General features: G+C 51.5%; 18 protein-coding genes. 10 read left to right on the forward strand and 8 right to left on the reverse strand.

Annotated features, from left to right (window positions below):
- Positions 1–3: 3 nt before the first annotated feature.
- The 4 genes from Q1Y74_RS03010 to Q1Y74_RS03025 form a co-directional block, all read right to left on the reverse strand.
- Positions 4–1,071, reverse strand: a complete 1,068-nt coding sequence (locus tag Q1Y74_RS03010; RefSeq protein WP_300812244.1) for a hypothetical protein — start codon at positions 1,069–1,071, stop codon at positions 4–6.
- 754 nt (positions 1,072–1,825) lie between these two features.
- Entirely contained in the window at positions 1,826–2,494 is a 669-nt protein-coding gene (locus Q1Y74_RS03015) for a hypothetical protein (RefSeq protein ID WP_300812245.1), read from the reverse strand.
- Positions 2,491–3,207, reverse strand: coding sequence for a DUF169 domain-containing protein (locus tag Q1Y74_RS03020; protein WP_300812246.1), 717 nt, complete (start codon positions 3,205–3,207; stop codon positions 2,491–2,493). The genes Q1Y74_RS03015 and Q1Y74_RS03020 overlap by 4 nt, the downstream gene beginning before the upstream one ends.
- A gap of 445 nt (positions 3,208–3,652) precedes the next feature.
- Entirely contained in the window at positions 3,653–4,105 is a 453-nt protein-coding gene (locus Q1Y74_RS03025; protein WP_300812247.1) for a thioesterase family protein, read from the reverse strand.
- 80 nt (positions 4,106–4,185) lie between these two features.
- Here Q1Y74_RS03025 and Q1Y74_RS03030 point away from each other — a divergent pair, with 80 nt between their 5' ends.
- The 10 genes from Q1Y74_RS03030 (at position 4,186) to glmM (ending at position 16,316) form a co-directional block, all read left to right on the forward strand.
- Positions 4,186–4,749, forward strand: a complete 564-nt coding sequence (locus tag Q1Y74_RS03030; protein ID WP_300812248.1) for an L-threonylcarbamoyladenylate synthase — start codon at positions 4,186–4,188, stop codon at positions 4,747–4,749.
- 2 nt (positions 4,750–4,751) lie between these two features.
- The gene (locus Q1Y74_RS03035; protein ID WP_300812249.1) at positions 4,752–6,542 is read left to right on the forward strand and encodes a chloride channel protein; all 1,791 of its coding nucleotides are present in this window, start codon (positions 4,752–4,754) and stop codon (positions 6,540–6,542) included.
- A 211-nt stretch (positions 6,543–6,753) separates the two neighbouring features.
- Positions 6,754–7,722: a methionyl-tRNA formyltransferase gene (gene fmt, locus Q1Y74_RS03040; RefSeq protein ID WP_300812250.1), complete on the forward strand. Its 969-nt coding sequence runs from the start codon at positions 6,754–6,756 to the stop codon at positions 7,720–7,722.
- A gap of 475 nt (positions 7,723–8,197) precedes the next feature.
- Positions 8,198–8,722, forward strand: a complete 525-nt coding sequence (locus Q1Y74_RS03045) for a GNAT family N-acetyltransferase (protein ID WP_300812251.1) — start codon at positions 8,198–8,200, stop codon at positions 8,720–8,722.
- A gap of 214 nt (positions 8,723–8,936) precedes the next feature.
- Entirely contained in the window at positions 8,937–9,587 is a 651-nt protein-coding gene (rpe, locus tag Q1Y74_RS03050) for a ribulose-phosphate 3-epimerase (RefSeq protein WP_300812252.1), read from the forward strand.
- A gap of 95 nt (positions 9,588–9,682) precedes the next feature.
- On the forward strand, positions 9,683–11,668 hold the full coding sequence (locus tag Q1Y74_RS03055; protein ID WP_366914072.1) for a ComEC/Rec2 family competence protein: 1,986 nt from the start codon (positions 9,683–9,685) through the stop codon (positions 11,666–11,668).
- Between the two features lie 134 nt (positions 11,669–11,802).
- Positions 11,803–13,035 carry a Cof-type HAD-IIB family hydrolase gene (locus Q1Y74_RS03060; protein ID WP_300812254.1) on the forward strand — a complete coding sequence of 411 codons (1,233 nt, stop codon included), beginning with the start codon at positions 11,803–11,805 and terminating at the stop codon, positions 13,033–13,035.
- A 117-nt stretch (positions 13,036–13,152) separates the two neighbouring features.
- On the forward strand, positions 13,153–14,190 hold the full coding sequence (locus Q1Y74_RS03065) for a bifunctional oligoribonuclease/PAP phosphatase NrnA (RefSeq protein WP_300812255.1): 1,038 nt from the start codon (positions 13,153–13,155) through the stop codon (positions 14,188–14,190).
- Positions 14,191–14,293: 103 nt separating this feature from the next.
- A complete protein-coding gene (locus tag Q1Y74_RS03070) occupies positions 14,294–14,893 on the forward strand; it encodes a DUF4827 domain-containing protein (protein ID WP_300812256.1) in 600 nt (199 codons plus the stop codon).
- 34 nt (positions 14,894–14,927) lie between these two features.
- Complete coding sequence (gene glmM, locus Q1Y74_RS03075; protein WP_300812257.1) at positions 14,928–16,316, forward strand: phosphoglucosamine mutase; 1,389 nt, start codon at positions 14,928–14,930, stop codon at positions 16,314–16,316.
- Between the two features lie 86 nt (positions 16,317–16,402).
- Here the strand turns inward: glmM and Q1Y74_RS03080 are convergent, their stop codons facing one another.
- From Q1Y74_RS03080 to Q1Y74_RS03095, 4 genes are all read right to left on the reverse strand, one after another.
- Positions 16,403–16,918 carry an NUDIX domain-containing protein gene (locus tag Q1Y74_RS03080; RefSeq protein ID WP_300812258.1) on the reverse strand — a complete coding sequence of 172 codons (516 nt, stop codon included), beginning with the start codon at positions 16,916–16,918 and terminating at the stop codon, positions 16,403–16,405.
- Positions 16,919–16,932: 14 nt separating this feature from the next.
- Positions 16,933–17,349 carry a PIN domain-containing protein gene (locus tag Q1Y74_RS03085; RefSeq protein ID WP_300812259.1) on the reverse strand — a complete coding sequence of 139 codons (417 nt, stop codon included), beginning with the start codon at positions 17,347–17,349 and terminating at the stop codon, positions 16,933–16,935.
- Complete coding sequence (locus Q1Y74_RS03090; protein ID WP_300812260.1) at positions 17,346–17,603, reverse strand: hypothetical protein; 258 nt, start codon at positions 17,601–17,603, stop codon at positions 17,346–17,348. Before Q1Y74_RS03090 ends, Q1Y74_RS03085 begins: the two co-directional genes overlap by 4 nt.
- Positions 17,604–17,743: 140 nt before the next feature.
- Positions 17,744–18,368, reverse strand: a 625-nt coding sequence (locus Q1Y74_RS03095; protein ID WP_300812261.1) for an S-adenosylmethionine:tRNA ribosyltransferase-isomerase, incomplete at its 5' end; no start/stop codon positions are given.

Below are 18,368 nucleotides of genomic sequence, written 5' to 3' on the forward strand. Positions count from 1 at the left end.
GAGTCAGCCGATGTAGGCCAGCTCTTTCTCCAACAAACCGTTTTGCCGGGTGACGGAGAGGATTTCCGTTTCAATCGCTTCGGGCGGTAAGAGGAAACGGTAGGAGGGCGGAAAGCCCTGTTCCTTCAGGTAGACGGCTCCGGCGTTGTGCAGCGCCAGGGTCGCGTCTATGTAGCGCAAGCGGGTGGGCTCTTCCAGAATGAAGTTCAGTGTCAGCTTGTTGTTCAGTACCGCTTCGGGGGCAATGTGCGGCCCGTATTCGTCTTCCACACCCATGTTGGCCAGCAGGGCGCCGCATCCCGTCAGGGCTTCTGCCGGAATTGCGGCCAAGGCGTTCGGCTGTCCGGTGGCCGTCACCACGGCATAGGCACCTTGCAGGGCTTGGACAATGCGTGGCAGGTCGCGATAGTCGATGACCTCGGCGGCATAGCTTGCCGTGTCCGGTTGCAGGCAGCCCGTATCGGTCACCACCGTCGTCTTTATTCCTTTTCCGTGTGCCTGGAACAAGATGCCCGAGCCGACCTTCCCGCACCCGAAAAGCACCAGCTTGCGGCCTTCCCAATCCCGATACCCCAGTTGCCGCATGGCACGGAAGTAGCTTTCGCCGGTGCCCAGACAGGTTTCTATGCGCTTTATTCTTCCTCCGTCGGCAAAGAATACAGGACGCCGGTTGTTCTGAAACGCGTCGATGCCGCTGTGTGTCAGCTCCACATAGCCGATGCGTGGAGTCAGGCGGGAGAAGGAGCCGGCACAGTCGAGAATCAGGTCGAAGTCGGTTTCTCCGCTACTGTTGTCGGCGTCGCAAACAGGAATGTCGCAATCGTTCAGCAGGCGGACGATGGCCGGGTCGTGTGCCATGACGCGGGAGATGCCGACCGTAAGTCGGGCACCGGCAGCTATCAGAGCCAGGTGTTTCAGCAGCGTGTTGCGGTACACCGGCGTAGCGTCCAGTACCCGCATCTCAGCCAGCGGCTTTTCCTGGGTCCAGCGCGTCATTTGTTCTTTCAGGGCCGGGTATTCGGCTTCCTCATAGGTCTGCCGTAGCAATTCTTCAATTGGTTTCAGGTTCATGATTGCGGAAAAAAAGATGTTATTCTGGTTCAACATACAACATCGGTCTGTCCCTGTCGGCAGACCTCTTTGCCCTGCAAATATATCAATTATTCTGCTTATTGAGCTTGGAGAGATGTTTAAATCATCCGTTGGTGAAATTGGATGGGCGCTTATCCTGCGTTGCTCCTCGTCAGTAGACGCTTGTACGGCTCGTGGTAGACGCTTGCACGGCCCGTGGTGGATGCTTGCACGGCCCGTGGTGGATGCAAGCACCGTCCGTGGTGGATGCAAGCACCGTTCGTGGTGAATGCTTGCACGGCTCGGACGGCTTTCCTAACTACCCACTTTGTCCGCCTGACTACCTACTTTGTCTGCCTAACTACCTACTTGGCATCGCTAAAGTGCCTGTTTATGCCCGCCGGGTGAATGATGGTTGCGGGCGGAAGCAGGAACAGGGCGGAACGGGACTGGTTTCAGCAAAAATGTGAGGGTTGCCTGCAAACCTGTTTCACGCTTTCACATTGCTTTCAACGTGTTGGTTTACAGGTGGATTGGGTGAAACCGGATGTTTCACCGCGGATTATCCGATTTTCGGTGTGTTTTCCTGAATCAGGTTGCGTCTTTCCGTGAAATATTCTCTGCTTTCAACGGAACCGCTTTAAAACGAGTGGATTACGGTGAACCTTCACGCGACAACCTTCACACAGCTTGTGAAGGGTACAGTGTCATGTCCCTTCAGTACTGATAAAGGTATGGCATATATGGGTCCGCTTCATTTGAGCAGAAAGTTCAATACTTCTTCGGGGGTGTCCGGCAGTATCTTCCGGAAGTGGGTGAGCATTCGTTCGCGCGACTCCTGTGGGGTGCGGTCGGGGTGGCAAGCCTCGCGTCCGAAGCGGGCTTCGGGGGTGGTGAGCAGAGACCAGCCCCAGCCATACTCCCGTCCGTGGCGGTCGTGAGGATAGACGAAGTCTTCCGTTACGATGTAGCCGCCCATTTCCAGTCGTTTCAGGTAGGCATCGAACTTGCCCCGCATTTTGGGGCCGGTGAAGCCGCATGCGGCACGCAGCTCACGCGTAATGAGGCTGCCTTCGCTTTTCAGCGCGTCAAGGATGCTTTCTTCGATGCTGTCTTCTTCCGGACGGGGACAGATGCTTCGGCGATAGTTGCAGAAGTCGGGCCACCACTCGTGGCTGATAAACGCTGCCTTGCGGTCGAAGAACTTGCCGTAGGCACATCCGCTTTCCTGCAACACGGAGCCTTTCCACTCCCACAACGGCCATTCCCATCCGCCGTCGGGCAGTCGGGTGTACTGGCAATCTTCGTCCGTTACTTCTTCGGCCGACCAGCCGGCAATGCCCATGCTGAGCAGAGGCAGGAAACCTATCTCGTTGACATAGTCAATCAGCTCGGGGCAGGAATGTAACAGCTCTTTTCTCATTTTCCAATCTCTCCGTTGATTCGTTTCTTTACGATGCTGTATGCCTTCCGGAACAGGGCGGAGTGCTCCATGGTCTGTGCCATTTCCCGGAAACGGTGCGTGGGTATCACGAACGTCAGCTCGTTGGCCGGCACCAGCGGGCGGGCAGAGGGGTCGAGCACGCCGATGAAGCAGCTCCGGCCCTGCCTCCGGTTCTCTTGCACGGCAAAGGTCACGATGCTGCAACACCCCGATGCAAACCGGGTGCAGACGGCGTTGTCGGCATCGTTGTCGTAAAACGCCCACGAGCACAGGCCCGAGAGCTGGTCGGGGGTGGCGAAGAACAGGATGCCTTCCACTTCGTCGAGCGTGGACAGGCGGTCCATGCGGACAAAGTTCAGGTAGGGCTTTTCCGTCAGGCGGATGTCCAGCTGGCGGATGTATTCCTTCACCTGCTCGGGCGTCTGTTTGTAGTGCTCCGTCTCCGACACGAATGCGGGAATGCGTTCCTGCATCGGGGCAAAGGCCGTGTAGAGGCTGCCTCCGCCGCATAGCACATTGCCGGCGTGCAGGGTGAGTGAATCGCCCTCGCAAACCTTACGGATAGCACCAATCATGCAGCGCGGTATTTTTCTTACTTCTGTGGCCGGTGTCTGGCTGTAGCCGAAGGCAACTGGCAGTGGGACGGCATTGCCGAAGGCTTCCCGGTATTGTTGTAAAAATGTCGGTATCATAAGCGTGATGTGTGAACTTTCCCCAAAGTTACGGGTTTAATTCTTTTTCCCCTCATGCATGGCGATAAAAATGCACCGTTCCTGCAATTATGTTCTCAAGTTTCGGTTTTACCGAATTGAAAATCGGCGAAGCCAAACTTGCAGGAGTTAGAGGAGTTAGAAGGAGGCCCCCTCCAACTCCCCCCGAAGGGGGAGAGATTCCGCCAAGGCGGGCTTAGGAGTTAAAAGCCAATAGAAAAACAAACAGCTCACAATGTATCGGCTTAACTCCTTAACTTCTTAACTACCAGAGAAATATTGAATCCGAAACTTAAGTTGTGTTGGGCCGTTTGCCAAACTACGGAGTCTGTTCAAAAAAAAAGGCGGTCCCTTTCAATGGAAGTTTGCTGTCGATTTCCGTGGGTGTTACCATCCGGGTGGGGGACCTCCACGATGTCCGGGCAGCTTATCGGGACGGTTCTTCCTGCTTCTTTTTTCTCAAATCTTTTCCTTCGTATCGGCAGATGGCTTCTATCCAGTCGGCTTCCAGGGGCTTGGATTCGTGTTTGGTGAGGTCGAAAGTTACCATGACGGAGTTGCAGGTGCATTTCACTTCGCGTGTTTGCAGGTCGATGACCCGCTGGGCGAGGTGAAAACTTTTGTTGCCTATCTGGGTGACGGCTGTCTGTACGGCAATGTGGTCGGAGCCGTAGATTTGGGAGAGAAATTCAGCGTCGATATGTACGACGACAATGCCGTCTTTCTCCCAGTTGACGTGGGGACATACGGAAGCGAAGTATTCGGTTTTTCCCAAATCGTAGAAAGAGAAATAGACGGTGTTGTTGACGTGGCCGAATTTGTCAACATCGTTGAAGCGCAGTTGTATAGGCAAAGTGTGGTTAAATTGAATTTCTTCCATTGTTTTCTCTTAAACTTTGTTTATTTCGCCGCAAAAATACTACTTTTGCGTGTAAAATAGTTGAGTTAGTTATCAAGAAAATGATAGAAGAAATTAAAAAAGCTTGTCAGGTAATGAGCCGTGGCGGGGTGATATTGTACCCTACGGATACGGTGTGGGGCATCGGCTGCGATGCTACCAACGAGGAAGCGGTGCGCCGTGTGTACGAGATAAAGCGGCGGGCAGACAGCAAGGCGATGCTGGTGCTGGTGGATTCTGCCGTAAAGGTGGACTTCTACGTGCAGGATGTGCCCGAGGTGGCATGGGACTTGATAGAATTGGCGGACAAACCGCTGACCATCATCTATTCGGGAGCACGCAACCTGGCTCCCAATCTGCTGGCCGAAGACGGAAGCGTGGGCATACGGGTGACCCGCGAGGCTTTCTCGCAGCAGTTGTGCCGTCAGTTCCGCAAGGCTATCGTTTCTACTTCGGCCAATATCAGCGGACGGCCTTCGGCTGCCAATTTCAGTGAAATAGATGAGGAAATCAAGTCGGCAGTGGACTATATAGTCAATTACCGTCAGGAAGAGACGGGACATCCGAAGCCTTCCAGCATCATCAAGCTGGACAAGGGCGGCGTCATCAAAATAATTCGTGAATAGAAATGGCGGCTGGAGGTAAAAGTTTGTTGCAGCGCTTCATCATCTGGCGCGAGAATAACCTGAAGGAAAAGCAATTCATCTTGATACTCAGTTTCCTGGTAGGTATTTTTACGGCTTTGGCCGCCCTGATTCTGAAGGTCCTGATACACTGGATTCAGAATTTCCTGACGGAGAATTTTGATACGACGGAGGCCAACTATCTTTACTTGGTCTATCCGGTAGTAGGCATCTTTTTGGCGGGCCTGTTTGTGAGACATGTGGTGAAGGATGACATCAGCCACGGTGTCACCAAGATTCTGTATGCCATTTCTCGCCGGCAGGGGCGCATCAAGAGGCACAATACGTGGTCGTCCATTATAGCCAGTTCCATCACCATCGGGTTTGGTGGTTCGGTGGGAGCCGAGGCTCCGATTGTGCTGACCGGTTCGGCCATCGGTTCCAACTTGGGCAATATATTCAAGATGGAGCACCGCACACTGATGCTGTTGGTAGGGTGTGGCGCGGCAGGTGCCGTGGCCGGTATTTTCAAGGCACCGATTGCGGGACTGGTCTTCACGCTGGAAGTCCTGATGATAGACCTGACCATGTCTTCCCTGCTGCCCCTGCTGATTTCGGCTGTGACGGCGGCCACTGTGTCTTACGTAGTGACGGGGCAGGAGGCCATGTTCAAGTTTCATCTGGATGAGGCATTCGAGCTTTCCCGCATTCCTTATGTCATTATGCTGGGTGTTTTCTGCGGGTTGGTGTCTCTTTATTTCACGCGTGCCATGAACTCGGTGGAAGGTGTCTTTGGAAAACTGAAAGGGCCCTACAAGAAACTGTTGGTGGGCGGACTGATGCTGAGCATATTGATTTTCCTTTTTCCGCCGCTCTACGGTGAAGGTTATGATACGATTGAACTGCTGCTGAACGGCAAAAGCACGCAGGAGTGGGATACCGTGATGAACAACTCTTTTTTCTATGGTCACGGTGAGCTGTTGCTGGTCTACCTGATGCTGATTATCCTGTTCAAGGTGTTCGCTTCGAGTGCCACCAACGGGGGCGGCGGTTGCGGCGGTATCTTTGCACCTTCGCTTTATTTGGGTTGTATTGCCGGCTTCGTGTTCTCGCACTTCAGCAATGAATTTGAGGTGACGGCTTATCTGCCCGAGAAGAATTTCGCGCTGATGGGCATGGCTGGCGTGATGAGCGGCGTGATGCATGCGCCGTTGACAGGGGTTTTCCTCATTGCCGAACTGACGGGTGGTTACGACCTGTTTCTGCCGCTGATGATTGTTTCCGTGAGTTCTTATCTGACCATCATTGTGTTTGAACCGCACAGTATCTACTCCATGCGTTTGGCCAAGAAAGGCGAACTGCTGACCCATCACAAGGACAAGGCTGTGCTGACGCTGATGAAAATGGAGAATGTGGTGGAGACGGATTTTGTGACGGTGCATCCTGAAATGGACTTGGGGCAACTGGTGAAGGCCATAGCCACTTCGCACCGGAATATGTTTCCCGTGACGGACAAGGAAGGCCTGCTGCTTGGAGTGGTGGTGCTGGACGACATACGCAACATCATGTTCCGTCAGGAGCTTTATCACCGCTTCACGGTGGGCAAGCTGATGACTTCTGCTCCGACCCGGCTGCTGAATACGGACAGCATGGAGCAGGTGATGCGTGCTTTCGATGATACCCAGGCGTGGAACCTGCCCGTGGTGGATGAGGAAGGAAAGTATCTGGGATTTGTGTCCAAATCGAAGATATTCAATTCGTATCGCGAGGTGCTGGTCCACTTCTCGGAAGACTGACAGGAGTGAGTGATTGCATTTCAAGACAAAAAATAATGAAGAATGAGGAATGGAGCATTTATTCATCACTTATCATTAACCATTTACCATTCATAAGAAAAGGTATTGGCTTAACTCCTTAACTGCAACCCGTTAATAAACTTGCGAGATTTGAATTCTTAATTCCTTAACTGCCTGGTGGAAATTTGTTTCAGAAACTTAAGCTCGATATATGAAGAAAGAAGATTTGAGAATCGTTTATATGGGGACTCCCGAATTTGCGGTGGAGTCTTTGCGTTGCCTGGTGGAGGGCGGTTATAATGTGGTAGGTGTCATCACCATGCCCGACAAACCCGCCGGACGCGGACACAAATTGCAATACTCGCCTGTGAAGCAATATGCGTTGGAGCACAACCTGCCCCTGCTTCAGCCCGAGAAACTGAAGAATGAGGAGTTCTTGGAGGCGTTGCGTGCCTGGAAGGCCGACTTGCAGATTGTGGTGGCTTTCCGTATGCTGCCCGAGGTGGTGTGGAACATGCCCCGCCTGGGTACCTTCAACCTTCATGCCTCTCTGTTGCCCCAGTATCGGGGAGCGGCGCCCATCAACTGGGCTGTCATCAACGGTGATACGGAGACAGGCATCACCACCTTTTTCCTGAAGCACGAGATTGATACGGGCGAGGTGATACAGCAGGTACGGGTGCCGATAGCCGATACGGACGACGTAGGCATTGTGCACGACAAACTGATGATGCTGGGCGGTAAACTGGTGACCGAGACGGTAGATGCCATCTTGGCGGGTACGGTGAAGAGCATTCCTCAAGAACAAATGGTTGCCTGCGGCGAACTGCGTCCTGCGCCGAAGATATTCAAGGAAACCTGCCGCATTGACTGGAACCAGCCCGTGAAGCGGATTTATGATTTTGTGCGCGGACTTTCGCCTTATCCCGCAGCCTGGACGGAACTGGTCCAACCGGACGGACAGACGCTGGTGCTGAAGGTTTTTGAGACGGAAAAGATTGACAAGGAACATCAGCTGGAACCGGGTACTTTGCTGACAGACGGCAAGACCTACCTCCGCGTGGCTGCCGCAGACGGGTTTGTGGGTATCCGTTCCTTGCAGTTGCCCGGCAAGAAGCGGCTGAAAACCGATGAATTGTTGCGCGGATTCCGATTGGCGGAGAATAGCAGGGTACAATAAGGGTATTCAAGTTTCGCTTTTACCGAATTGAAAATCGGCGGAGCCAAACTTGCAGGAGTTAGAGGAGTTAGAAGGAAGCCCCCTCCAACTCCCCCCGAAGGGGGAGAGATTCCGTCAGGGCGGGCTTAGAAGTTAAAGGCCAATAGATAAGATAATGAAGAATGAAGAACGAAGAATTTCTACGGCTCATTAATCATTTACCATTAATCATTAACCATTACAAGACTATCGGCTTTGACTTCTAACAGAGCAAAGCGAAGTGATAACTTCTATAACTTCTTAACTTCCAGTGAAATATCAAACCCGAAACTTGGGTAAGGGTAGAATTGGGGTGTTCTCTACCGAAGGAGCCTTTTAGAGGTTGAAAGCCAACAGCTCGGTTTCCGAAACCATGGGCTGATTAGCTCCCGGATAATTCCTTTTAACTCCCCTGAAATTGCAAATCAATTCCGTTTGACTACATAATCAAAGAGAGATGGCAAATATTGCATTCAAAAAACTTGTCGAACAAGAATACGCTAAGTTTCGGGAAGATGTGAAAGATGTTTTTTCCATAGCCGTCATTGAAACATTCGGGCATCCGGATAGTCAGGAAGAAATTATTCCGGATAGCGACATAGATGCGTCCTTATATAATCCCCAATGTGAAACGTTGGCTGTATATGCAGATGGGGAGAAAGTCGGGGGTGTCGTTGTCAAGATTGACTCTCAAACAGGAATTAACTGGTTGGATTTGTTTTATATTTATCCTGACAGACATGGGCAGGGGCTTGGACTTCAAATATGGCGAAGTTTGGAGAAAAGATACCCCAAGACGCGAGTATGGCGTCTGATAACGCCCTATTTTGAGAAACGCAATATACATTTTTATGTAAACAAATGTGGGTTTAAGATTGTAGAGTTTTTCAATAAGGTTCATCGGGACTCTTCTCTGCATTCCGGAAGAAACGACTTCCATGATGAGTATTTTATATTTGAAAAGATAGTGGATTTTTCGTGATTGAAGTTTCGGATTTGACCTTCCCCCAGGAGGTTGAAAAGTTATTCCCGGCATGATTGCGTTTATGTGTGCTTTTCTGTGGTTATTCCATAGATTCTTTGTACATTTGTAAAACATTAGGCAGTGTCCCGGTGGCAGGCTCAAGTCGGATTGGGCTGTCGGCTGTCGGCGATAACCGCTGTAATTGTGTGACCTTTAAATCAAAGTTGCTGTTATGAAACCTATTATATGTCCTTCTATCCTGTCGGCCGACTTTGCCAACCTGGGCCGTGACATCGAGATGTTGAACCGCAGTGAAGCAGACTGGATTCATATTGACATCATGGACGGGGTGTTTGTGCCGAATATTTCTTTCGGCTTTCCCGTCCTGAAGTATGTTGCCAGGCTGGCGCGCAAACCGCTGGATGTGCATCTGATGATTGTGCAGCCCGAGAAGTTCATTCCGGAGGTAAAGGCGCTGGGAGCTCACGTGATGAATGTGCACTACGAAGCCTGTCCGCATCTGCACCGTGTGGTGCAGCAGATTCGTGAGGCTGGTATGCAACCGGCGGTGACTATCAATCCGGCTACTCCGGTCGCTTTGCTGAAAGACATTATCTGCGATGTCTATATGGTGCTGGTGATGAGTGTCAATCCCGGATTCGGCGGGCAAAAGTTCATAGAACATTCTGTTGACAAGGTACGTGAGTTGCGCGAACTCATCAGGGAAAGCGGGTCGCAAGCCTTGATAGAGGTAGATGGCGGCGTGAACAGGGAGACTGGAGCCCGGCTGGTGGCAGCGGGCGCTGATGCGCTGGTGGCAGGCAGTGCCGTGTTCTCGGCGCCGAATCAGGAGGAGGCAATCAGTGTGCTGAAGAGGCTTTGACTTCCGGCGGCCTACAACAATATCCTCTCCTGCGGCCGCTGATGTTACTGGCCGGAGGAATCGTATGTGGGGAGGCGTTTCCTCTCCATATACCTGTGGAGGTTGCTCTGCTTGTTTTCTGCCTTTTGTGCGGAGTGATGGTGGTGCTTTACCGCTGTGAGCGGACGGGGCTGTTCGGTGGAGCGGTTTTTCTCTTCTTTTTTGGTTATGGCTACTGGATTACAGACCATCGTCTGGCACAAGTACGTTATGACTTTTCAAAAGAGGAGGTCATCTGTAAGGTATCGGTCTGCGAGGAGCCGGAGGAAAAAGAGCGGAGTATTTTGTGCCGTTCTGTCGTGGAGGGAGAATGGAAGGATACCGTGTTTGTGAGGAATGACGGACGACCTCTCTTTTTGCTTTATTTCCCAAAAGATTCCCTTTCCCGTGGTTTGCGCAGGGGAGACCGGCTGCTGGTTCATGCCAAACTGACTCCTCCCTCGGTCAGTCGGATTCCCGACGGATTTGACTATGCCCGCTATTTGAGGCACCGGGGCGTGAGCGGTACGGCCTATGTTCCCGAAGGACACTGGATGAAAACCGGGCACAGTGATTCGCGTTCCTTTCGCCAGGCGGCGCTGGATATGAGGGAAAAGGTGGTGGATTTGTACCGTAGTTTGGGATTCCAAGGGGATGAGCTGGCTGTGCTTTCGGCCCTGACTGTGGGCGACAAGGATGAACTGAGCGATGAAATCGTGGAGACTTATTCCGTATCAGGAGCCAGTCATGTATTGGCGCTTTCGGGACTGCATATCGGATTTATCTATGGTCTGTTCTTTTTCTTCTTTTCGCGGCTGTGGTTACGCTGGCATTATTTGAAGATTCCCCTGTCGTTGCTCATAATAATCCTTTTGTGGCTGTTTGCCCTGCTGACCGGATTGCCTGCCTCGTTGGTGCGTTCGGTAACGATGTGCTCGTTGCTGATTTTGGCTGGTATCCAGTCGGAGCAGGTGTTCAGCTTGGATTCGTTGTTGGCGACCGCTTTCCTGATGTTGTTTTTCCATCCATTGTGGCTTTTCGACGTCGGCTTCCAGCTTTCTTTTCTGTCGGTTGCCTCCATTCTGCTGATACAGCCGCGGCTGTATGCTGTGTGGAAGGTGAAAAACGTTTTCTTGCGGAAGGTCTGGGGGATGATGACCGTGTCGGTGGCCGCCCAGATAGGGGTGGCACCTTTGATTGCTTTCTATTTCTCCCGTTTCTCCACCCATTTCCTGCTGACGAACTTGTTTGTGGTGCCGCTGGTGGCTTTTGTCATGTACTCGGCGGTATTGTTGCTGGTACTTACTCCTTTCCCTTTTTTACAGGGGCTGTTGGTGCCGTTCACAAAAGCGTTGCTTGGCTTGCAGAATGAGGGGCTCCGTTGGATTGAAAGACTTCCCTATTCTTCGGTTGACGGCATCTGGGTGGATTTTGGGGTCTTGTTGTCGCTTTACCTGTTTTTGTGGTGTGCCTATCGTTTTTTCAGGATGCATACGGGGCGCAATGCTTGCTGGTGTATGGCTGCACTGTTGATTACTCTTTCCTTATATACAGGCGACCGTATCTGCTCCATGCCTCGTGCCGGAATTGTCTTTTACAATGTACGGGGTTGCCCGGCGGTTCATTGCCTGACGGACGGCCGTCGCTCTTGGCTGGTTTGTACCGACAGCCTGGCAGATGTGAGTCCGTTGCATCAAGCCATGTCTTCCCATTGGAACCGCATGCATTTGCAACCTCCGGTTGTTGTCCGTGGCAATTATACGGATGGGGCTTTGTGGGTAGAGAATCAGATTGTGTCTTATGCAGGAAAACGTGTGTGCATAGTCAGTGATGGCCGATGGGAGGATTGGGTCACCAATGCTCCTCTTCCGGTCGATTATCTTTATCTGGCCAAAGGCTATTCGGGCAGTGTATCGGATTTGGTGTCTTTGTTTGTCGCCGGCAAAGTGGTGGTGGACGCTTCTTTGCCAGCTTATCAGCGTAGAGAGATTCTGGAAGATTGTATCCGTCTGAAACTTCCGTACAAGATTCTTGAAAAAGACAGAGTGCTGGAAGAGTGGTGAACATTTTCCTTAGTATATGTGAAGGAACGTTTTTTTACGATCTGAGGGAAGATTTTCATTTGGCTAAAATTGGGTAAGTAGTCGGATAATGTTATCTTTGTAACATTTAGTAATCATCATAAAACGGTACGATCATGAAGTATAAATTATTGGTTCTCGATGTGGACGGAACGCTTCTTAACGAGGCGAAGGAAATCAGTAGACGTACCTTGTCCGCTTTGCTGAAAGTTCAGCAAATGGGTGTACGTGTTGTGTTGGCATCCGGCAGACCGACATACGGACTGTTGCCGTTGGCAAAAAAACTGGAATTGGGCAATTATGGCGGATTTATCCTTTCCTATAACGGTTCCCAGATTATCAATGCCCAGAATGGGGAAATTCTGTTTGAACGCCGTATCAGTCCGGAGATGCTGCCCTATATTGAGAAGAAAGCCCGGAAGAACGGCTTTGCTCTGTTTACTTACCATGATGATACCATCATAACGAACTCTCCTGAAAACGAACATGTCCGGGCGGAGGCTTTGCTGAACAACCAGAGCGTAATTGAGGAGGAGGAATTTTCTACGGCTGTAGACTTTGCCCCCAGCAAATGTATGCTGGTCAGTGACGACGAGGCTGCGCTGGTCGGTTTGGAAGAGCATTGGAAGAAACGCCTGGACGGCGTGCTGGATGTGTTCCGTTCCGAGCCTTATTTCTTGGAAGTGGTGCCCTGCGGTGTGGATAAAGCCAATACGTTAGGAGCCTTGATGGAACAGCTGGGAGTGACGCGTGAGGAAGTGATGGCCATTGGTGACGGTACCTGCGATGTGGCCATGCTCCAGTTGGCCGGGATGGGAATTGCGATGGGACATGCGGAGGACTCGGTTAAGGTGTGTGCCGATTATGTGACCGCTACAAATGAGGAAGACGGTGTGGCAGTCGCCGTCGAGAAGATGATATTGGCCGAAATCCGTGCCACAACGATTCCATTGGACCAACTGAATGCACAGGCACGCCATGCTCTGATGGGAAATTTGGGCATTCAATACACTTACGCTTCGCAAGACCGTGTGGAGGCTACAATGCCGGTGGATCATCGTACCCGCCAACCTTTTGGCGTGCTTCATGGAGGTGCTACGCTTGCGTTGGCCGAGACGGTGGCCGGACTGGGTTCCATGATTCTGTGCCAGCCTGATGAGATGGTGGTGGGAATGCAGGTAAGTGGAAATCATATTTCGTCGGCCCTTGAGGGGGATACGGTGCGTGCAGTGGGTACCATTGTTCACAAGGGACGTTCGTCGCACGTATGGAATGTGGATGTATTTACTTCTACCAACAAGCTGGTTTCATCGGTTCGTGTAGTGAACAGTGTGATGAAAAAGAGATAATTCCTTTGTTTCTTGTTGGCTGGCTTTTGAACTTTTAGTACTTTTGTCACTTCATAAACTGGCGGGTGGAGAGAACAGCGCTCTTCGTCCGCCTCTAATTGTAAAAATATAAAGCTCATGTTGACAAAAGTAATAGGACAAGCTCAGATAGACCACTTTGCCAAGTGGCTGGATCGTTCGGAAAAAATTGTTATCGTTTCTCACATGTCGCCGGATGGTGATGCCGTCGGCTCTTCATTGGGCCTGTGGCATTTTCTGAATTCACAGGATAAGACTGTGAACGTAATAGTCCCCAATGCTTTTCCCGATTTTCTCAGATGGATGCCGGGCAGTAAGGATATCCTGTTGTATGACCGTTACAAAGAGTTTGCCGACGAACTGATAGCCGATGCCGACGTTATTTGTTGTCTGGATTTCAACGCCATCAACCGTATTGGCAACATGAAAGATGCCGTACTGGCTTCACCGGCCCGGAAGATTTTGATTGATCATCATCTCTATCCCGAGGATTTCTGCCGCATCGTGATTTCCCATCCTAACATTTCGTCTACTTCCGAGCTGGTATTCCGGTTGATTTGCCGGCTGGGCTATTTCAGTGACATCACCAAACCTTGTGCGGAATGTATCTATACGGGCATGATGACCGATACGGGTGGGTTTACCTATAATTCCAACAGTCAGGAAATCTATTTCATCATCAGCGAACTGCTTTCCAAGGGCATCGACAAAGATGAAATCTATCGTAAGGTGTACAATACTTATTCCGAAAGCCGCCTGCGTCTGATGGGGCATGTGTTGACCCAGATGCAGGTTTATCCGGATCATCATGCAGCATTGATTACATTGACCAAGAAGGAGCAGGATTCCTTCAACTATATTCGAGGTGACAGCGAAGGATTTGTCAACATCCCGTTGAGCATCAAAGGGGTGGTGTTCTCTTGTTTTTTGCGTGAAGACACCGAGAAGCCGATGATTAAGGTCTCGTTGCGTTCGGTCGGGAAGTTTCCCTGCAATCAGCTGGCAGCGGAATTCTTTGGCGGAGGCGGTCATCTGAATGCGTCGGGCGGCGAATTTTATGGTACGCTGGAGGAAGCCAAAAAGGTTCTGGAAGAGGCTTTGGAGAAATACAAGCCTTTGCTGAATGCCAAAGGATAAAAAAAGTTCTGGCACAAAGGTTAAAAGTTACGAACTTTGGCCTTGCCGCTTTTAATTGTCGGCTAAATCAAATACTTTTGTGCAAAATTATTAATCAACAGAAATGAAGAAGCTTATATTGTCCTTTTTCTCCCTGCTCGTCCTTACGGTGGCTTTTCAGGCATGCGATGATACGAAAACCTATGCCGAAATGCTGGAAGAAGAGGATCAGGCCATTGATGACTTTATCAAAGAGAATGGCATCAAGGTGATTTCACAAAGTGAATTTTATGCGCAGGATTCCATGACGGCCGAGAATGAGTACGTCCGACTGGCCAGTGGTGTCTATATGAACATTGTAGACAAAGGCTCGGAAGACAGGAACGACACGGTGAAGGCCAATGACATTGTCTTGGTCCGCTTCATGGAATACAGCATTCTGGATAAAGATACGACACTGTCCAATCTGAATGCGCCGGAGACGGTAGATGAGTTCCGTTACACGGTATCGTCTTCCTCCATAGCCGGCATTTTCATCAGCGGATATATGCTTTCCTATTATTCCAGCACGGCGGTGCCGCCGGGTTGGCTCGTGCCTCTTTCCTATGTGCGCGACATGGCTCATGTGAAGCTGATTGTTCCCTCCAAGATGGGACATCAGACTGCCAGCCAGTATGTATATCCCTATTTCTATGACATACGAAAGTATCAGATATACAAATAAATAATCTACTAACCATTTATTTAAATTTTTATCTATGACTCTAATCAAATCTATCTCTGGAATCCGCGGAACCATTGGCGGCGGTGCAGGCGAGGGACTCAATCCGCTCGACATCGTGAAATTCACTTCTGCATACGCCACTCTGATTCGCAAAACGTGTACTGTTAAAAGCAATAAGATTGTTGTGGGCCGAGACGCCCGCCTGTCCGGCGAGATGGTAAAGAACGTCGTGGTAGGTACCCTGATGGGTATGGGATGGGACGTGGTCGACATCGACCTGGCCTCTACGCCGACTACCGAACTGGCTGTTACGATGGAAGGCGCCAGCGGCGGCATCATCCTGACCGCTTCGCACAATCCCCGCCAGTGGAATGCCCTGAAGCTGCTGAACGAGAAGGGCGAATTCCTGAACAAGGAAGAAGGCAACGAGGTGCTCCGCATTGCCGAAGCCGAGGCTTTCGAATACGCCGAAGTGGACAAACTCGGAACTTACCGCAAGGACTTGACTTATAACCAGAAACATATTGATAGCGTGCTGGCTCTCGACCTGGTGGACGTAGAAGCCATCCGCAAGGCCGACTTCCACGTAGCCATCGACTGCGTGAACTCCGTGGGCGGCATCATCCTGCCCCAGTTGTTCGAGGCACTGGGTGTGAAGCACGTAGAGAAGCTTTATTGCGAGCCCACAGGGGACTTCCAGCACAATCCCGAACCGCTGGAGAAGAACCTGAGTGACATCATGAATCTGATGAAGAACGGCAAGAACGACGTGGCTTTCGTAGTAGACCCCGACGTAGACCGTCTGGCCATCATCTGTGAGGACGGACGCATGTACGGCGAAGAATATACGCTGGTCAGCGTAGCCGACTACATCCTGAAGCACACGCCGGGCAGCACCGTATCGAACCTCAGCTCGACCCGTGCCCTGCGCGACGTAACCCGCAGCTACGGACAGGAATACTACGCATCGGCTGTAGGCGAAGTGAATGTTACCACGAAGATGAAAGAAGTAGGTGCCGTCATCGGCGGTGAAGGCAACGGCGGTGTCATCTATCCGGCCAGCCACTACGGACGCGACGCCCTGGTAGGTATCGCCCTCTTCCTGAGTCATCTGGCACACGAAGGCAAGAAAGTGAGCGAACTGCGTGCTACATATCCCGCTTACTTCATGGCCAAGAACCGTGTAGACCTGACGCCCGATACGGACGTAGACGCCATTTTGGCTAAGGTGAAGGAAATCTACAAGAACGAGGAAATCAATGACATTGACGGTGTGAAGATTGACTTCCCCGAGAAGTGGGTACACCTGCGCAAGAGCAACACCGAACCGATTATCCGCGTATACAGCGAGGCTCACACGCAGGAAGAAGCCGAAGAAATCGGCCAGCAGATTATGAAGGTAATCGAAGAACTGGCGAAATAATTGAAGAACTGATAATGAAGAATGAAGAACCGCCTGCCTTGTGCAGGACGGTTCTTCATTCTTTTATATACCTTATGTCTTATTCTTCATTCCTCATTCTTCATTGAAAGCACTTTCTCCACCTCGCCCTCGAAGTTGGGCGTAAAGACACCTTTCCCCAGATTGGCGCAGATTTCTTCGATGGGCCAGAAGCGTCCGCCGTCCAGTTCGTCGCTGGGGGTGACGGGGCCGTCGTACACCGTCTTGTAGGTGAAAACCAGTTCGCGTTCGCGGGCCGACTCGAATACGTAGTGCGTCACCTGTTGGGGCGTGAAGTCGGTGATGCCCAGTTCCTCGCGTACCTCGCGGCGGAGGGCCTGCTCCACGCTTTCACCCAGGTCGACGTGGCCGCCTACAGCCGTGTCCCACTTGCCCGGCTGGATGTCTTTCCACTCAGGACGCTTTTGCAGATAGAGTTCGCCACGAGAGTTGAATACGTGCAAGTGTACGACGGGATGCAGCGGTTTGCTGCCGTTATGGCACTCGCCGCGGGTGGCAGCGCCGATGATATTCCCTTCCTCGTCGACGAGGGGAAACATTTCTTGGTTGTTGTCTTGGTTCATGATGAAAATACGGTTCAAGAATTGCAGCAGGCATCCAGAAAATCATCCGGTGTCTGTACGGTTATAGGGAAGTTATTGAATCCTGTGAGGTCGCGTGTCAGGATGACGTCTGTCTGTAGTTGGCAGGCCGACAGGTATTGGACACAGTCTTCAAAGTCTTTTTCTCTTCTTTTAACGGCTTCTTTGATGATTGTTTCGTCGATGGGAGAAATTTCACACAGCCTTGTCAGTTGCTCCATTTTACGGATTACCAAGTCGGCAGGAAACGCCTTGCGAAGGATATAAGCGACGTTGATAAAAGTCAGTGAGGAAATGACGAGGCTGATTTCTCCTCTGTAGCCCATGTCTACAATCCGTGCAGCCGCCTCACAAAATGGAGCACGGTTGGCACAGAAATCGATGATTACGTTGGTGTCAAGAAATACTTTCATAAGGCTCTCTCCTCCCACATTTTCTCCCATTCGCGGTCTACATCAAAGCCTTCGGGCAAGGTGCCTATTACCATGTCCTTTACCTCGGAAGATATGGGGCGGTCTTTCGGGATGTGCGGATAGACGATTGGCGCAGGTTTCTCCTGTTCGGCAGACAGGTCTGTAATCAGTTTGTCGGCCAGCCATTTCCTGTTTTCGTAGCTCAGGGAGGAGAGCATCGAATAGATTTCGTTGAGTGAGAGCATCTTTTTCATAAAGCCTTCGTTTTTTACAAAAATAGGGAAGTTTCTTCTAAGAACAAAAACTTCCCTGTTTTTTCAATGCCTTTATTGTCATAGTTGGCACGAATGAGCCATTGACTCTGTGCGATTCTGTGTCCTCTGTGGTGAATATCTTACGGTATCAGCAGCGACGAGTCCCCGTAGCTCAGGAAGCGGAAGTCGTGGGCCAGGGCATAGTCGTAGATGGTGTGCCAGTCGCTGTGGACAAAGGCCGAGACGAGCAGCAGCAGGGTGCTCTGCGGCTGGTGGAAGTTGGTCACCATGGCGCGGACGATGCGGTAGTCGTAGCCCGGGGCGATGATGATCTGTGTGCTGGTGTGCAGGGCTTCCATGCCGTGACGGTTCAGATAGTCGCGGACGGCCGTCAGGGCTTCGACCGCGGTGGGGGCTTCGCCTTCCATTTCGTAGGGTTGCCACTGGCGGACGTGCAGCTCCTCTTCCGTGGCGTCAGGGTTGCGCAGCAGGGTGACGCCGATGTGGTAGAGGCTCTCGAGCGTGCGCACCGACGTGGTGCCTACGGCCACGGCCTGCCCGTCGTGGGCTATCAGCTTTTCTATTGTGCCGCGCGATACGGAGATGTACTCCGTGTGCATCTCGTGGCCTTCGATTTCCTCGCTTTTCACAGGCTTGAAGGTGCCTGCGCCTACGTGCAGCGTCAGTTCCTCCAGGTCAACCCCTTTTGTGCGCAAGGCATCGAGCACGCGGGGCGTGAAGTGCAGCCCGGCAGTGGGGGCGGCC

Source organism: uncultured Bacteroides sp., assembly GCF_949298305.1.
Classification (GTDB): domain Bacteria; phylum Bacteroidota; class Bacteroidia; order Bacteroidales; family Bacteroidaceae; genus Bacteroides.

Coding starts and splice junctions, on each gene's coding strand:
- Q1Y74_RS03010 (WP_300812244.1), bottom strand. CDS start 1,071: ATGAACCTGAAACCAATTGAAGAATTGCTACGGCAGACCTATGAGGAA.
- Q1Y74_RS03015 (WP_300812245.1), bottom strand. CDS start 2,494: ATGAGAAAAGAGCTGTTACATTCCTGCCCCGAGCTGATTGACTATGTC.
- Q1Y74_RS03020 (WP_300812246.1), bottom strand. CDS start 3,207: ATGATACCGACATTTTTACAACAATACCGGGAAGCCTTCGGCAATGCC.
- Q1Y74_RS03025 (WP_300812247.1), bottom strand. CDS start 4,105: ATGGAAGAAATTCAATTTAACCACACTTTGCCTATACAACTGCGCTTC.
- Q1Y74_RS03030 (WP_300812248.1), top strand. CDS start 4,186: ATGATAGAAGAAATTAAAAAAGCTTGTCAGGTAATGAGCCGTGGCGGG.
- Q1Y74_RS03035 (WP_300812249.1), top strand. CDS start 4,752: ATGGCGGCTGGAGGTAAAAGTTTGTTGCAGCGCTTCATCATCTGGCGC.
- fmt (WP_300812250.1), top strand. CDS start 6,754: ATGAAGAAAGAAGATTTGAGAATCGTTTATATGGGGACTCCCGAATTT.
- Q1Y74_RS03045 (WP_300812251.1), top strand. CDS start 8,198: ATGGCAAATATTGCATTCAAAAAACTTGTCGAACAAGAATACGCTAAG.
- rpe (WP_300812252.1), top strand. CDS start 8,937: ATGAAACCTATTATATGTCCTTCTATCCTGTCGGCCGACTTTGCCAAC.
- Q1Y74_RS03060 (WP_300812254.1), top strand. CDS start 11,803: ATGAAGTATAAATTATTGGTTCTCGATGTGGACGGAACGCTTCTTAAC.
- Q1Y74_RS03065 (WP_300812255.1), top strand. CDS start 13,153: ATGTTGACAAAAGTAATAGGACAAGCTCAGATAGACCACTTTGCCAAG.
- Q1Y74_RS03070 (WP_300812256.1), top strand. CDS start 14,294: ATGAAGAAGCTTATATTGTCCTTTTTCTCCCTGCTCGTCCTTACGGTG.
- glmM (WP_300812257.1), top strand. CDS start 14,928: ATGACTCTAATCAAATCTATCTCTGGAATCCGCGGAACCATTGGCGGC.
- Q1Y74_RS03080 (WP_300812258.1), bottom strand. CDS start 16,918: ATGAACCAAGACAACAACCAAGAAATGTTTCCCCTCGTCGACGAGGAA.
- Q1Y74_RS03085 (WP_300812259.1), bottom strand. CDS start 17,349: ATGAAAGTATTTCTTGACACCAACGTAATCATCGATTTCTGTGCCAAC.
- Q1Y74_RS03090 (WP_300812260.1), bottom strand. CDS start 17,603: ATGAAAAAGATGCTCTCACTCAACGAAATCTATTCGATGCTCTCCTCC.